The 17674-nt window shown below is 39.6% G+C and carries 5 protein-coding genes and 2 pseudogenes; 3 read left to right on the top strand and 4 right to left on the bottom strand.

All coding sequences use genetic code 11. The features are described from left to right. The 4 genes from PULV_RS00175 to ectB all read right to left on the bottom strand — a co-directional run. The coding region (locus PULV_RS00175; RefSeq protein WP_227009322.1) for a TubC N-terminal docking domain-related protein at window positions 1-364 on the bottom strand (364 nt) is incomplete at its 3' end. Continuing rightward, window positions 361-9993 (bottom strand): non-ribosomal peptide synthetase, encoded by a 9633-nt coding sequence (locus tag PULV_RS00180; protein ID WP_193330582.1) that lies wholly within the window; start codon window positions 9991-9993, stop codon window positions 361-363. The genes PULV_RS00175 and PULV_RS00180, both read right to left, overlap by 4 nt. A gap of 134 nt (window positions 9994-10127) precedes the next feature. Beyond that, a complete protein-coding gene (locus PULV_RS00185; RefSeq protein WP_193330583.1) occupies window positions 10128-10994 on the bottom strand; it encodes a cupin-like domain-containing protein in 867 nt (288 codons plus the stop codon). Beyond that, window positions 10987-12291, bottom strand: a complete 1305-nt coding sequence (gene ectB / locus PULV_RS00190; RefSeq protein WP_193330584.1) for a diaminobutyrate--2-oxoglutarate transaminase — start codon at window positions 12289-12291, stop codon at window positions 10987-10989. The genes PULV_RS00185 and ectB overlap by 8 nt, the downstream gene beginning before the upstream one ends. Before the next feature lie 777 nt (window positions 12292-13068). On the opposite strand from ectB, the pseudogene PULV_RS00195 reads away from it, so the two are divergent. The 3 genes and pseudogenes from PULV_RS00195 to PULV_RS00205 all read left to right on the top strand — a co-directional run. Beyond that, a pseudogene (locus PULV_RS00195) lies at window positions 13069-14054 on the top strand (ISAs1 family transposase). Window positions 14055-15681: 1627 nt separating this feature from the next. After that, window positions 15682-16812, top strand: a complete 1131-nt coding sequence (locus PULV_RS00200) for a replication protein A (RefSeq protein ID WP_227009323.1) — start codon at window positions 15682-15684, stop codon at window positions 16810-16812. 625 nt (window positions 16813-17437) lie between these two features. Continuing rightward, a pseudogene (locus tag PULV_RS00205) lies at window positions 17438-17674 on the top strand (hypothetical protein); the annotation flags it as partial.

The following is a 17674-nucleotide window of genomic DNA, read 5'->3' on the forward strand; positions in this document are numbered from 1 at the left end:
TTTCATTCAAGGCGCGCTCGGCTCTAGTAACATCAAATTGCCCTACGACTTCGTACGCCGAAACCATGTTGTACGCGTCACTTCCGCCACCAAATTCATTCACAAACCAAATTCGTTGCTGGGCGTAACCCAATGGCAAAACTTCTGGTCTTTCGTTTGGTGTAATTGTGGCTATTTGAGGTTTTGCGCTAGTACCACCTTGTTCCAAAAATGCTATTAATTCCTCTTTGTGACTTAATACTTTGCTTTTCAGCTCGGCAGGAAATACGTCACCTTTTAGCTTGAAGCCAAGCTTTCCTTCTTTTGAAAAAAGCAGGACGCCTTGTTGGTATGCTTCTTCAACAAGATCTATCATTAAACTCATAACCACTCTTCTCCTTCTGTGCTTTCCAACTCTTGCTGAATCTTCACTTGTAAGCTCAATTTGCTCACCTGTGCAGCAAGTTCGTCTAAAGCAGGAGTATCAAAAACCTGCGTCACTTCTAGTTCGATATCAAATTGCTTAGATACTAGGGAGGCTAGCTTAATGACTAGCAATGAGTGACCACCAAGGGCGAAAAAATTATCGAAACGGGAAACCTGCGGGACACCTAATAACTCCTGCCAGATCTGCGCTAATTGACTTTCTGTGCTTCCGTGTGGTGCGACAAACTCCCCTGTAGTGGCTACCGAATGATCAGGCTTAGGTAGTGCGATTCTGTCAATCTTGTCAGCAGCATTAAGTGGCATAGCCTCCAATTGCATATAAACGGCAGGAACCATATGCTCAGGTAGCTCTTGCAACATATTCTGTCTTAGCTCTTGCAGATCAACTTTCTCTCCAGTGGTAGCGACAAAGTACGCTACTAGAAATGCATCTTTGTCTGTCGGTTGTTCCAATAATACAGCCACATCTTTCAAGCCCGCTTGACGAGCTAGTACTGCTTCTACTTCTCCCAGCTCGATTCTAAAACCACGGATTTTTACCTGATTGTCGAACCGCCCAGAGAAATACAATCTTCCCTCTTTGTCGTAGTAACCTAGATCACCCGTACGATACAAAATAGTGTCGTCTAAATGGGCATGACCTTGCCCTGTGTAAGGGTTTGCAACAAAGCTTTTTTCCGTTTTCTCAACATCATTCCAATAGCCTAAGCCAACACCAACACCTGTCACGCAAATTTCACCTGGTACACCAACAGGTACCAATTGTTGATTGTCATCCATAACATAAATAGCCAAGTTGGGAAGGGCTTTACCTATGGGGTATTCATCCATATCTGACGGAAATTGCTCTGATTGAATAAAATAAGTCACGTCATCAGACGCTTCACTTGGTCCGTATCCGTTCATTATTTTTAGATGCGGATACAACTTAAGCACGTGATTAAGCAAGTTAACTGACGTAGCTTCACCTGTTGTCATTACACAAGACAAATCATTTAACTGTCGATTCTCTCTAATTAATGTTTCAGCATATTCCACTATCGCTTGCAGCATTACCGGTGCAACTTCTATCAGGTCGACCTTGCGTTCTTGTAATGTTGTAAACAATGTTTCCAGATCAAGCAGGGAGTCTAGAATGACCGTATGACCACCACATAAAATAGGCGCTAAGAATTGCCATACTGAAATATCTGAAGAAGCGGCTGCGCTTTGTAAAATAGAACGTGGTTGTAATTTGCTATTATCAATCCAGCCAAGTACATCGAACTCTGCATCAATGTGGTTAATACACCCAGCATGATGAAGTAACGCGCCTTTTGGCTTACCTGTGGAGCCAGATGTATACAGCATGTATGCGGGTTGCTCCGGAGAGACCTCAATTAGGTCTAACGCTTCGGTGTCAGGAACTAGTTCAAAAGAATCCGGCATCAACACGAGCGATTTAACACTAAGTTTATTTGCTAGGTCAGCTTCTGTTAACACCAGCTTCAAAGCTGAATTCTCGATCATGTACTGGACACGCTTCTCTGGATTACGAGGGTCCAACGGCACATATATTGCGCCAATTTGCATGATGGCTAACATTGCCGTTAAAAACTCAGGACTGCGACTCATGTATACGCCAATCAGTTCTTCTTGATTCACGCCATTTTCTAGTAGTAAATGAGCTACACAATTAACCCTATGCTCAAGTTCTGAATATGTTAGTACACGGCCATTGTGATAAACGGCTACATTATTAGGAGTATCTGCTGCTTGCGTCTTAAACCTAGACGGCACAGTACGCGCTAACTTGTAGTCATGAGCCTCAGGGTTAAAGTCCAACAAGATCTGTCGTTTTTCATCTTCTTGAATAAGTGCATGTTCTGCTATTGTTTTATTCGGTGTATCAAGCAATTGCTCAAGTAAATGAACAAAATGTGACATCATTCTTTCAATAGTTTCAGCCTTGAATAATGCCGCGCTGTATTCCATGTCGAAATGAATACCATCCGGAGTTTCAATAGCGTTTAATGTCAGATCGAATTGCGTTGCAACATCTTGCTGGCTTCGTCCGGTAAATTGAACACCGTCTACGTGCAACTCAGATATTTCATTGGTTTCCATCGCAAACATAACTTGAAATAGTGGCGAATAACTGGTGCTACGTTCCGGGTTAAGACGCTCGACTAACATTTCAAATGGTACATCTTGATGCGCTTGCGCTGATACATTCACATCTTTTGCTTGTTGCAATAGCGTCGAAAACGTATTTTCGCCATCACAATCAAGCCTTAGCACTAATGTGTTTACAAAAAAGCCAACCATATTCTCTAATTGGGTATTGGTTCTGTTCGCAACAGGCGTCCCCAACACAATATCTTGCTGGTTGCTGTATTTAGCCAACAGCACACTAAATGCTGCGTGAAGTACCATAAATGGCGTTACGCCACATTCTTTGGCAAGGCTGTATACATTTTTAGTTTGCAAGCCGCTAATGTTAAAACGATGAACCGCACCTAAATGGCTTTGTCTGGCTGAGCGCGAGAAATCAGTTCTCAAACCATGAATAGCGGGAATACCCTGTAGCTGACTTTTCCAATACCCTAGTTGCTCATCTAAGAATGACGGTGTAAACCTTTGACGCTGCCAAAGAGCAAAGTCTGCATACTGCACATCCAATTTTGGCATGCTAAGTTCTTTGCCGTTACTATAGGCTTCATAGTAAGAGACAAAGTCTCGAATGATGATGTCTTCCGACCAGCCGTCAGATGCAATGTGATGCGTATTAAACAGCAACACACCTTTCGATTCACCGCACTTGATGAAGCTAGCTCTGATCATGAGATCTTGAGATAGATCGAAAGACAACATCATGTCTTCATTGATCAGACTTTCAATTTTCACTTGCTGTTCAGGCGTAGAAGCGTTTGACAAATCCTGAAAATTCACTTTAAGCGTTGGTTTTTGGCGAATGAGCTGTCTAGGTACTTGTTGTTCGACCACATAATTTGTTCGTAGAATTTCATGACGCTCAACTAATGCATTCAATGCTTTCTCAGCAGCTTCAATGTCAAAGTTTCCATCAACATCAAGCGCAATTGGCATATTGTACTCAGCACTTCCCTTACCAATTTGGTCCAAGATCCACAAACGTTCCTGCGAGAATGACAGTGGGATATCACATGATGATTCTCGTTGATGAATTGGCATATCAGCAATGTCGTTACACACTGATTGAGTCTCAATGTAGTTAGCCAATTCACCTAGTACTGGATACTCAAATACCGTTTTAACATTCAATGACTTTTCTAGTTGCGTTTTAACTATCGACACCAATCTCATTGCGGTAAGCGAGTGACCACCTAAGTGGAAAAAGTTGTCTGCATTACCCACACGTTCGACTTTTAGTAAATTTTGCCATATGTCTGCCAATGCTTTTTGTAGCTCACTCTCTGGCGCGACGAAATTATTTGCAACAGCGTTGAAATCAGGCACTGGTAGCGCATGGCGGTCAATTTTATCTGCGGCATTTAATGGCATGCTATCAAGCACCTGAATGTATCCAGGTATCATGTAGTCGGGCAATTGATCTGCTAACTTATTGCGCACACCCTCTTCAAACTGTTCATTATTAAAGCTTTCATGTGCAACTAAATAGGCTATTAGGCAATTTTGACCATCAGTGTTTTTGTGGACTAACACGGCGGCTTCAGATACCTCAGGTATCCCAACTAATGCTGACTCAATCTCGCCGAGCTCAATACGAAACCCTCTCACTTTCACTTGGTTGTCAATTCGACCAAGTAGTTCCAATGTGCCGTCTGGTTGCCATCGACCTAAATCGCCCGTTCGATATAGCATGTCGCCATGTCCACCTATAGCTTGATGCGGATTAACTTTGAAACTTTCAGCAGTTTTTTCTGGATTGTTCCAGTAACCCTTTCCAACTCCCACGCCACTAACACACAACTCACCGACAACACCTACAGGCAGCAATTGCTGACGACTATCTAACACATACATAGTTAAATTAGGTAGCGGCTTACCAATAGGGATAGAGCGTGTTTGCGAATCTAGTGTCTGGTTCATTATATGGAAAGTAATGTCGTCCGATGCCTCGCTAGGCCCATAGCCATTCATCACTGGTATACCAGGATAGGTCTCTATCCACTGATTAAGTAATGGCACAGGACAAGGTTCTGCGATGATCATTAGCCACTTAAGTGCTGGTAAAGCTCTACTTTTCTCAGGTAATGAAAGTAGCTTATCCAACAATAATTGAAGCACCGACGGCGCTGTTTGAATTAAATGCACGTCTTGCGACTGCAACAATTCGATATACAAGTCCAAGTCCATCGCGTCTGGTAGTACAACCGTTGTTCCACCGCTCAGCACTGGTGCCAAGAATTGCCAGACCGATACATCTGATGACGAAGCGGCTGTTTGTAAGAAGTTATGAGGCTTAAGTGCTTTGTTACTGTGTGAAAAGCCCAGTAAATCGAACTCTGCGTCGATATGATTCAGTGCACCAGCGTGGTGCACCAAGGCGCCTTTAGGTTTGCCTGTAGAACCAGACGTATAAATCATATATGCCAGATCATCTGGTGCAACTACATTTTCGAGATTTTGCTCACTAAAGTGACTTAACGAAGACCAATCACTGTCTAAGTTAAAGCGCTGTTGATTAGCGCTTACTTCCAGTTGCGCTGAAAGATCTTTCTGACTCAAAATAACTTTTGCGTCACAGTGCTCCGCCATATAACGTAAACGGTCTTTAGGGTTCGTTGGGTCAAGTGGGACATATGCTCCACCCGCTTTAAGAATTCCCAATATTGCTATCAAGAACAGCTCTGAACGTTCGGCGTGAATAGCAACAATTTGATTTGCTTCAACACCACATTTAATCAGATACCTTGCAAGCTGATTTGCTTTTGAATTTAGTTGCGCATAAGAAAGTTGCTTATTTTGGCAAACCACTGCGACTGCTTGAGGATTCGCACTAGCAACTTGCTCAAATCGCTTATGAACCGTATTAGCCCCGGGGTAATCAACTACAGGGCTGTTAAAGTCATTTAACAGGGTTTGAAACTGCCCTTTGGGAGCAATAGAAAAGTCTAGTATTGAGGTGTCTGGTCGAGTTATCAGTCGCGATGAGACTTCATCCACTGCCACTTCGATGTAAGCAATAATGTCCTTCGCGCATAGCTGATTATCGACATTAATTTCAATCTTAGTTCCAGCTTCAGACACATCGACACAAAACTCTAAGGGATAATTACTATATTCCTGCGCTTCTATAACGGATAAGTCTCCCCAATCTCCGTTATATAATTGAGTATCATCATATCGATAGTTAATAATGCTTGAGAACAACGGCACGCCAGCAGGTAAACTACATGCCTGTTGTACCTCAGCAAGCGGCGTCTGCTCATGCTCAATTAGACGATGTAATTGTGCCTGTATTGACATTAAAGCCTCTGGCAAGTTTGAGTTTGCCAAATTTGCTCGCAATGGAAGCACATTGATAAAAGGCCCTATTGCATTAACCCCAAGATCCGCCGCACTCAACCTTCCAGATAATACTGAGCCGATTACGACATCCTCTGCAAAGCTTGCCTTAGCCACAACTACTGACCATATGAGGTGGAATACAGCAGCTTCACTTACACCATATGATTCACTTATTTGTTTAAGCTGCGATATTTGCAGTTTAGTCAGGTGCTGTGATGCACTGTCTACCTTTGAGATATCTTGATTAATATCCTTTAAACCGAAAGGCGAAGTAGACTCTGTTATTCCTTGTAATGTAGCGTCAAAGATCTTCATTGCCTGCTGCTTCTTCTCTTTGTTATTAAGCAGACTATTAACTAAGTTTCTATATTGCGAAGGTGCTGGTAACTCAGTTGTTGGCGATTTCATCAATGCTAGGATTTCTTTTAACTGGATACCAATTGAGACCCTGTCTGTTGTCATGTGATGTTGTTGCATTAACACATAAACAACACCATCTTGCGGATTAACAATATGCGCAAGTTTGATAAGCGGAGCTTGATCTAATGGAAATACCTGTTTTGCTATGCTACGCAGTAAATCTAGGTTTTGCTCAAGCGGTTGCTCTTGCTTAAAACTTAACTCGATTGACTTAATATGAACTTCTTTTAGCACAACTTGCAGTGGCACTTCTGCCACGCCTTCAATCACCGCGCTCCGTAATATTTCATGACGTGAGATAACGTTATTTAGCGCCGTATTGAACGACTCAAATGCACTACTATTTTTGAATCTCAAAATAATTGGCAGTGCATAGGGATCATGTGTGGGATTTAACTGGTGGTGATAGAACATACCTTCTTGAACAGGCGTTAAGGCGTGTATATGTTCAATGTTGTTCTCACCACCTTTGACCCGTTCTGCAATTGCCATGCGCTGTGAGTCGCACAACTGAACAGCTTCTGTTGCCTCTTGCTTTTCTGAGAGGGAATCAATATTTAACATTAAGGCTAGCTTTGCTAAATTCTCAGCTTTAAAAACAGCCATGGTCGGCAACTCAATACCGTGCTCTTTTAACATGGAGAACATAGGTAAAATTAAGAGTGAATGCCCGCCTAGTGCAAAAAAGTTGTCATTTCGGTCAATCTGCTCTTTGCCTAGTATTTGCTGCCAAATATTTGCTAGTAATGTTTCAACTTCTCCTTGAGGAGCTTCAAAACTAGTTTCAGCTGATACTTCAAATACTGGAGCGGGTAGCGCATTAATATTGACTTTACCGTTGACGGTTAGCGGTACCTGATTAATCTGAGTGACTACTGCTGGCACCATGTAATCGGGTAATGACTTGCCTAAGGCAGCTTTTAAATTTGGTACATCGATGAGTGAACTTGCGACAACATACGCCACAAGCAGAACTTGATCATTCACTTTATGTGTTGTCACAATGGCTTCTTGAATTTCGGGCAGTTGCGCTAAACGCGACTGAACTTCGCCCAATTCAATTCGAAAACCTCGAATTTTTACCTGACTATCGTTTCTGCCTATATATTGCAGATCTCCATTTGGTAGTACTTTAACCAGATCTCCGGTTCGATACAGCACATCACCTTCAGAAGAGTATGGATTTCTAACAAATTTTTCCTCAGTCAGCTCAATCTGACCTAAGTAGCCCCGAGCAACACATGCACCACCAATATATAGCTCACCGACAGTACCATTGGGCACACACTTTTGTTCAGTATCCAAAACGTAAAGCTGTGTATGAATATTGGCTTTTCCAATAGGTATTGACCCTTCAACGACTGGCATAGACGTCATTCGATAACCAGACGCAGTCACCGTTGCTTCTGTAGGACCATAGGTATTAAATAAGACTGGTGCGTTGGGCTGTGAGAACCATTTCTCAACCTGAGGCAGCTGCACTGCTTCACCACCAATCACCATTAGCCTAAGTGATGACGGATAACCTGTATCTATGCCAGCATTAGTTAATTGATGCCAATAGGCGGTCGGAAGACTTGCAACAGCGATATCATTGTTCCGGCAGAACTGCCAGAAATAGACGGGATTGCTTACACACTCTTCATCGCGCATGACTAATGTTGCGCCGTTAGATAAAGCACCAAAAATTTCTTCTACAGAAATATCGAAGTTAAATGTAGAAAACTGTAATACGCGATCAGAGTGTGTCAGTTCATACTGTTTAGTTATATTGTCAACAAAGTGACTCAGTTGACTATGTTCAACCATAACGCCTTTTGGCAACCCAGTTGTTCCTGAGGTGTACATTACATAGGCTAGTTGATTAGCTGCAGGCTCTTGAGGTTCAAACATAGTTGTTGAATCCTGTACTAACTCCGATATTTCGTCTAAGCATATGATCGTGCCACTACATAACGTTTCTATCTGCTCTTTTAAACGAGACAAAGTCAGAATGACTGCAGGCTTAGCATCATTGAGTATGTGTTCTTTACGTTCGATTGGATATTCAGGATCAACAGGCAAATAAGCAGCACCAGCCTTTAACACTGACATTATACTCAATGGCATATCTGCGGTTCTCGGCAAATGAAGTGCAACCAGAGATTCACTATCAATACAGTAAGGCTTCAATACTTGTGCTAGCTGTGAGGATTTGTGATCCAGCTCTTTGTAAGACAATTCCGTTTCGCCATCCACAATTGCAGGGTGCTCAGGAAATTCATTCACTGCTTGTTTAAAGCGACTTACTACATCAACAGCGCGTGTTTTTTCAGGTGCACACGGGGGTGAAGGTTGCAACTGCGCTTTGTCTATTAATTCTAGGCTATTAACCGAAGAGTCTGTTTCTTCAACAAAACTCGACACCAAGTTAAGTGTCGCTTCTAGGATATTGACTGCTTCGTCTTTGCTAAAATATGCATGATTGTAATCAAGCTGAAATTGCACAGGTTGCTGGTCACCGTATTCACAAATAGTGAATTTAACCGGAATGGCTTCACGCCCGTGACTAAGATATTGAGTTTCAGCAGTTACACCATGTTCACTAAAATCAAAGTCTATTTGTTGATAGTTAAAGTAAACACTAAATAAATTGTCAACACCTTCTTGTCTTAGGTTCAGATCATTATAAATATTGTTTGCAGAGTAATCCCTAAACCTAAAGTTCCTTTTGATTCGAGAGGCTGTGGCTGCAATAAATGATGAGACACTTTGCTCTTGATTATTGTCGATCAATACCGGAAGCATCGACATATACGAGCCAACTACACTGCGTTGTTTTTCAGCCGTTCGGTTATGCAATGGCGTACCTACTACTAGCCCATCAACACCATAAATACGGAAAAAATAAGTAGACAAAGCTGATATGAAAGCAGGAAGAACACCGAGCTTTTTGTTGCTCATAGCCTCAACAAGTGACTTGAAATCAGCTGCTGGCATTTCATGAATAAGCTTTGAACTTTCGTCACTTTGCTCTAGCCGTTTATTGAATGGCGAACCTGGAAAATTAGCGAAATGTTCCATCCAATGTTTCTTTGCACGTTCTTTTTTCGCTTCAGTTTGTTTTTGCGTAGTGACATCAATGTAGTCAAGAAATGTATGATCAGCATCTACAACTTCATTCACCCCATCATTGGCCAATTTGGCGAAAATATCCCTTATCCAATTAGCATATCCCCAGCCGTCTACTATGAGATGATGAGTAATGAAAAATAGCCAAAACCTATCTTCAGCGAGCTTGACAATACCCGTTCTAAACAAGATTTCATTTTTGATATCGAAGGGCTTAAGAAACTGCTCCGCTACCCATTTGCGTGCTTGCTCTTCTGGCTTTGCATCATCGGAAAAGTCCACTCGATTAAACTGATGTTTTTCATTACTTAAGACCAAGTAGGGTTCGCCCTGATTTTCGGCGACACGGAGTTTAAGCGCGGTGTTTTGCATAACGCTCTGCTCCATAGCCTTTTCCAAAGCGCTTTCGGATACAGATTGTTTAATGTCGACGTAACCTCCAATGTTATACAAAGGAGACGACGTATTCTTAAGTTGACCAAAATAGAAGTCCCTCTGTTGAGGTAACAAAGGAAAGTATGTTTCGTTAATACCACTTAGCATTGCAATTTATCCGTGCTCATCTTTAATAAGTCGACGCAAAACATTTGCCATTCGACGCAAATTTAGAATTTATTCAAAAAAGTTTTGGGGTTAATATCCCCAAGTAAAGAATTGTCTGGCTTGCGCCGTTCGATTTAAGACACATAGTTCAAATAAGGCCTGTATTTTTCAAAGAACCGAGTTCTATTCATTCCTAAAACAAGTCCTTTGAATGTAAGCCAGTTGAAGTAGATGTTCTCTCTAGGCATATTTTCTTTAATGCCTAAAAAACTGCGTGCTACACTCTGTTTAGTATGAAAATCTAAATTGAAAGAGATGCACTCATCTAAGCTTCTTACGTGATGTAGCATTCCTGCTGGCATGAAAAACATATCACCAGCACCAACTTCCACTTGCGCCACATTCACGCCTGCATTTTTTAGTCGCTGCTGTGTTTCGCTATCTTCTGGATCAATGTCGAACCATCGCCACCCTTTGCGCTCACATAACTTTCGGTCGCTCCATGAAATCAACGTAAAGCGCTTTCTTCCTTTAATTTGGAAGAAAATGTTATTGGTTCGAAGCGTATCGAAATGCAAAGGCGTAACTGCACCTTTTGGCGAAACAAAAAACTGGGCAAACTTCCACCAGTCATTTCGATAAAAAGTTGGTAGCAGCTCACTAGGAAAATTTACAATGTCTTGAGTTAGCTCTTTCATCTCTAGAAACAAAGGAACATCATGACAATAAGGCATATCTGAAACAGCAGTATTATTACGCTTGCTAAGTCCCAGGCGATTAGCAAACTCTTTCATAGTCGCTTGCTCTATTTCAATAGCGCCGGGCCTAAAATACTTGATCGAAACTCTAACGTTCGGGCATGAATTTTCGAAGTAATTAACACTCCATTTACCTACAGCAGGCCAGTTGCTAATCGCTCCTTTGTACAACTGCGCTTTAGTTTGACAGTGCTTAGTAAACATATTTAAGTCAAAGCACTGTTCAACAAGAACTTTAGACATAACGCCCTTCACCCGCGTCAGCAGTTTGGCTAGTATTCACCGTTTGATTGGAGAGTTTTGCAAATGCAGCATCGATTACAGCAAACCCCTGATTGAGCGTTGTATAATCAATGGTGAGCGCTGGCATTAACTTGAATACTTCGTCATGAGGGCCACATCGCTCAACGATAACGCCATTTGCGAAGCAATCTTTTACGAGAAACTCGGAATAAGCTTCGTCTCGCATTTCAATACCCTGCATTAAGCCAATACCCTTTGTTTTGATACATAGAGCTGGGTACTTCGCAACGATTTGATTGAGATATTGGTTAATGTAAAGTGCTTTATCCGCCACTTCTAATTCGAACTTTTCATCCGACCAAAAGTGTTTAACCATTGCTGTAGAAGCTACAAACGCAAGGTTGTTTCCACGGAAGGTTCCGTTGTCCTCCGCTGGACGCCATACGTCAAGCGCACTGTCAATCAGTAATAGTGCCATCGGTAGTCCCATGCCACCGATAGACTTCGACAAACAAACCAAATCAGGCTTAATACCAGCTCTCTCAAAACTAAAGAAGCTGCCACTACGACCACAACCTGTTTGAATATCGTCGATAATGAGTAGAATCCCAAGTTCAGAAGTCAGCAATCGCAAGTCCTGCAACCACTCTACAGACGCTACATTCAACCCGCCTTCTGCCTGAACAGTTTCAAGAATAATAGCGGCTGGAAGGTCAATTCCAGAACTTGGGTCAGTAAGTAGTTTGCGATAGTAATCAATACTATTGAACTCACTTCCGGCGTAACCTTCAAACGGAAAGCGTGTCACATTTGAGTAACTTTGGCCTTGTCTGTGACTGTTACTACCAGTAAGGCTTAATGAAACACCAGTCATTCCATGGAAAGCATTTGTAAAACATACAACGTTCTCACGCTTTGTATATTTTCGGGCAAGCTTGACAGCAGACTCTACAACACTTGTCCCTGTCGGACTGGTAAACTGTATTTTATATTCAAGGTTGCGTGGCTTCAAAATGCATGAGCTAAACGCTTCGATAAACTCAAGCTTAGATTGTGAATGCAAATCCAAACTCATCGCGATGCCATCTTTCTCTAAATATGACATCACACTATTTTTGATTACATCATTGTTGTGACCATAATTTAGTGCGCCCGCACCAGACAAAAAATCAACAAACTTATTGCCTTTATTGTCATAAATAAGGCTTCCTTTGCTCTGAGTAAAAACCGTCGGAAAACTCCTACAATACGAACGAGCGGAAGACTCTACCTCTTCAAACAACTTTTCTTTATTCACTTGATTCAACCTTAAAGATAACTACAACAGCCTAAAAACTACTTAGAATAGTCAAATACAACTATGTAAATATGCAATTTAGTAATAACTATAATAATGTATTATTTTTTTGTAATTTTCAATAGTCAACTGCGTTAATTTTTATTTATCTTTGAAGGGTGACAACTTAACCTTTGATATGAGAAATCCTCTGAAAAATTCAAATAACGAATTAAAAACACATAAGCAACTGTTTATAATACATTATAAATTTATAGAAGTAATTTTGGATATTGGAAAATAGAGCTCAAGTAAATAGCAAACTAACTGTTGGATATGTAATTTGACTCCAGCGATCCCACGAGACATGATTAAGAATAATTTTTCTAAATATATATTAAAGAAGGAAGTTTTCAAAGTAGATATTGGCTTCATTAAGGAAACTTGATAAATAGTTCCCCCCTAAAATACAAAAACAAAAACACAACAAAAACAATGTATTATAGAAAATTTAACAGTAGCGACAGTAGATTATGAATACCTAATGTTGAGCAATTAAAAAGTTCATTTTACACTGAAGAAGTCAATTATATTTATATACAACTAAAAAACTGTTTTTTTAGTTTAATAAAAACAACAAAAATTTAACTTATAAAATGCAACAACATATAAACACCATAAAATTGTCACTCCACCCCAGAGTGAGATCGCGACCGTATTTTAAGAAATTAACTCAGCGTATTTTGCCTTTAGGCTTCAAATATGATCGTATACTCTCTTTTTGAGTAATGCAGCATTATGAGCCTTACCGCTTTGATTAAACATTTTGAATCAATAAAAGATCCTCGCCAGCAAATTAAAGTTATTTATTCCTTACACGACGTTTTGTTTCTCACCGTAACAGCTATCATTGCTGGTTGTGAAGGCTGGGAAGATATTGAAGACTTTGCCCACTGCAAGCTTGAGTGACTGCGGAAGTATGCCTCTTTTGAACACGGCATTCCCGTCCATGACACTATTGCACGTCTTGCCAGTCGCGTTAATCCAGATGCACTTTATAAGTGTTTTGTAGAATGGATGAAAAAAACCAAACTCTCAGTGACAACCAAGTAATTGCTATTGATGGAAAAATTCTGAGACGCTCTTATGACCCATCAGACAGGAAGTCGGCTATCCATATGGTCAGTGCCTTCGCATCGCAAAATGGCGTTGTGATGGAAAACTGAAAACAGATGCGAAATCCAATGAGATCACTGCGATCCCCGAGTTATTGGATTTACTTGAATTGAAAGGCCATTTAGTCACATTAGATGCAATGGGATGCCAGACCAAAATAGCCAGAAGGAACATTCAGCCGCATACAGTTATCTGGAGCAACAACGTGGTCGCACCGAATATCGTAAGTATGAAGTTATTCAAGTTGACCCACTCCAGTTTACTGAAGAATGGTTAAAATTAACGACCATAGGAAGAGCTATTTACTACTGGGTAGAAAATGGAAGCTTATAGACACCAGTGATTACATCAGCTCAGCACAATTATCAGCAGAGGAGCTAGCTAAGCTTATGCGTAGCCATTGAGAATCAATTGCACTGGGTTCTTGATGTATCATTCAAAGAGGAGAGGATAACTGCCCAATAAACCGAGGTCATGCAGCTGAAAACTTCAGTACGTTCAGGTATGTAGGACTGAATCAATTAAAAAGAGAGAGTAGCTTAAAGGCCAGCATACGACGAAAACAACGCCGCGCTGCGATGGACACTGAATATTTAGATAAGGATTAGGGTTTAACTGTTAACAAAGTGTTCACGCTCTCGCCCTGTGGGTGGTATTAGAAAAAAGTCGTTCAAAATGATTTTGATAACATTGAATACCTGTCAATTTTAATATAGATATGACCACTTAAAATAATCTCTAAGATTAATAAATAAGGTTAATATGGTTAAAAATAATAGGTATAAGGTTAAGGTAATATTTTGTTTATTTAACTACTTGATAAATAGGTGAATAGCTATAAAACTTAGATCAGATTTACCCGAGGTTCAGATCATACTTACAAGGCAATCAGATCAGGATCACCCTATATAAATTGATTTTGCATTAATAATATCAACATCTTATGCACATTTTTATGTTTTATTTAGTCGGGCAGATCAGATCTTAATGATCTGAAAGTTTGTTTTTATCCACAATGTAGATTTGTGATGTTTAAATACTGAGCATTAATATCGTCAGGATCATATTCTTCCGATTTGGAGATCGTAGTAACCCGACTTGTCGATGATTTATACACAAGGAAAAAGCTCTAATTTGTTCATATCATCAGTGAATTCAAACACCAGATCAGAATTACCCGATTAAAACAGTCTTCGGGATGTGTTTTGATTAATCGTTAGCCAGAGAGAGCAAAATTACCCGAGTATCAGGATTTCAAATCAAAATTACCCGAGTTAAAAGTCCAAATTACGGATTTACTGGTCCCCACTTTTAGTTTTGTACTTAAAAAGGCTGTTACAAATCAAAATTACCCGAGTTCAGCTGGGTGAACTCTATGATACAAATTAAAATTCAATGAAATAGCTCTTAAAAAAGGAATTATAAGCGGGTAAATCTGATCTATCACAATAAATAGACTCATTTTTTGCTTATTACAATTCACATAAAAAATATAAATGTTTGTTTTTATTATTATAAATTTTTAAGATCAGAATTACCCGATTAAAACAGCCTTCGGGATGTATTTTTATTAATTGCTAGCCAGAGAGCGCAAAATTACCCGAGTATCAGGCCTTCAAATCAAAATTACCCGAGTTAAAAGTAAATATTGCTGATTTATTGGCCTTTATTATAGTTTTGCACCCGAAAATTAGGCTCTAAATCAAAATTACCCGAGTTTATTTGAGGGGCATCCACTAAAACCTGCAAATATTCAGTGAAATGGGCCAAAAAACTTATTTATAAGCGGGTAAATCTGATCTGGAGGAGTAAACTCAATACGTCTGATTAGTTTTACAATTATCACAGTACTATTCAAGATGTTGTTATTAATGGATTATCTCACTTCAGATCAGAATTACCCGATTTAATATATTTACTATCCTTTTAAATGTTTTTCATTGAAAAATTGAGCGTATTCTAATTAATATCCGACTTAAATTGCCCTTCTATAATGTTTCCAGATCAGATTTACCCGACTTTAGGGCGATTGAAAGCCTTGCCTCCTTAAATATGAGATCGTATTTTTCCGACTTAAATGTGATGTGAATTGCTAAAGATCAATATTAACCGGTTAAAATTTTTTTAAGATCATGATTACCCGAATAAAAGCAGCTATTTTGAGATCTGCGTAGGATTATCGCACCTTCTACGCTATTATTTAGTGATTCAAAAACAATAAAAACACGACTAAAAGTGAACAATAAACTTTCAATAAGTAATTTGCCTGACTCTCTTAAATCTGAAGTCTCTGGCATTGAGGATGCTCGAAATATCGAGCAGCTAAATTTGTTTGTAGATAATACAGCCACTGAATTAAAGGTTGGGAATAGCATATCAAATAGCTTCAACGCTTATGATTTGTGGTCAAGATTTGTCAGGAATAAGAAAAAACAAGTCAGTATCAGTAAAAGCCCAAATAAGATTATAGTTGAAAGAATTATCTCTGAAAAAATAGAAGGCGTCACTTACACTGGCCAACTAGGCATTTCTCCAGCTATTTTGCGTGGAGAAAAGGAAGATTTACTTGCATGGCCATCAGATAGAGAAGAAAAGGTTGAGCGAGCCCTAATAAGACTAGCGAGCCAAGGAAAAATAGCCCGGATTTCTGGAAAAATGGGTGACAACTATGCTGTTTATTTTACCTTTTCTGAGCTCATTAACGAGTTAAAATCAGTTAACCAATCTTTGAATCATAAAGATCTACGAGACTCGCTTTTGATATTGAAGGGCGCGGAGCTAACACTTAGCTATGAAGCTCACAATGAAGAAGGCCTGATAGAACAAAATCAATCCAAAATGAACTTCCTCAGTGCAATTCACTTCTCGACGGCTAAAGGCCGTTCGAACGTAAGGTGTGTTGCAGTATTAAATGAGTTGATGTCTCAGCAAATCGACTCTGTTGAATATAAGGGATATTATTTTAATAGAACCCAATCATTCAAACGCTCGTTATCAATCTGGCTTTCATTTAGGTTGTACAGGATGTTTCGATACGCCAGCCCAACCCATAGCCACCATTTTAGACTCATTAAAACTATGATTAAGTTTGGCTCCTTGGATAACGAAAGTAACGCTGCTGCAAAGCTGGTGGCTCTTAGAAGGGATATGACATTAACAATGAAAGATTTGGAAGAGGCTGAAATCTTAAAGTCATACAAGATTGAAAGTATTAAAGATGACGCTGGAGTAATTGTTGATTATACATATACCTTATTTCCTTCAGATAAATTTTGTAATGAAATTTTAGAGTTAAATAAACACCAGAAAAGGATCGTGGCCAAATCTGAAAAACAAATGAATGCATCCCTACAGCAAAATTTATGAGTTAATATTTGGGGTTATATGGCTTGTGGATAATACGTTTTAATAATGCCAGATTGTGATCATATTAGTCCCTAATCCTGTTTTTTATGGAGAATAATAGAACCTAAATATGATCAAAAATTGTGTAAATCGAAGTTAATCGTCATAACTTGTAAATAAATACTACCAAAATCAGTTTTTTAACAATCAAATTGTGAATATCTACCCTCGAAATTGTTAATAACAATAAGGATAAAAAAACAATAATGCCAAATATGGATCTTTATTAGTGCCAAAACCTGATCGTTTATAGATCTAAAATTTGATCTTATTAGTGCCTAATAGTGATCGGTTTAGTACCAAATTATGTTTTAAATCTAGGGTTTAAGCAATGATATCAGTTGCTTATGGTGTTTCCCCTTTACCCATTTATTCCATTATTCTATCCCTATATTATTCCCTTCCCTAACCATAGATAAAAAAACGCCTTATTTTTTATCTTTAACTTCGAGCGAGAGTGGTTATTTGGCAGTAACAAATTTATTGTAAAATTAGCCTAAATGATTCAGGGCGGGATCGAAGTTTAAATTGACTCATGTTGGTGTTTTGTAATCTGATTGTGCATCGCAATTTTAAGGCCGCTACAATGAGGGTTATCACGCATTTAGACTGGATTAACTCTCATCGTGAACAAGCTCAAAAGCCACACATTGCGATTGATGGTAAAGTACTTCGAGGCTGCTGGAAAGGCGATGTGTACAACGCGCTCAATGTGGTCAGTGCATTTGATGTTGATAACGGCCTAGCCTTGTATCAACAAACTGCAAAGAATAAAGGCGATTTTATCATCCAAGTTAAAGCGAACCAACGCAATTTACACAAT

This window comes from Pseudoalteromonas ulvae UL12, assembly GCF_014925405.1.
Classification (GTDB): Bacteria; Pseudomonadota; Gammaproteobacteria; order Enterobacterales; family Alteromonadaceae; genus Pseudoalteromonas; species Pseudoalteromonas ulvae.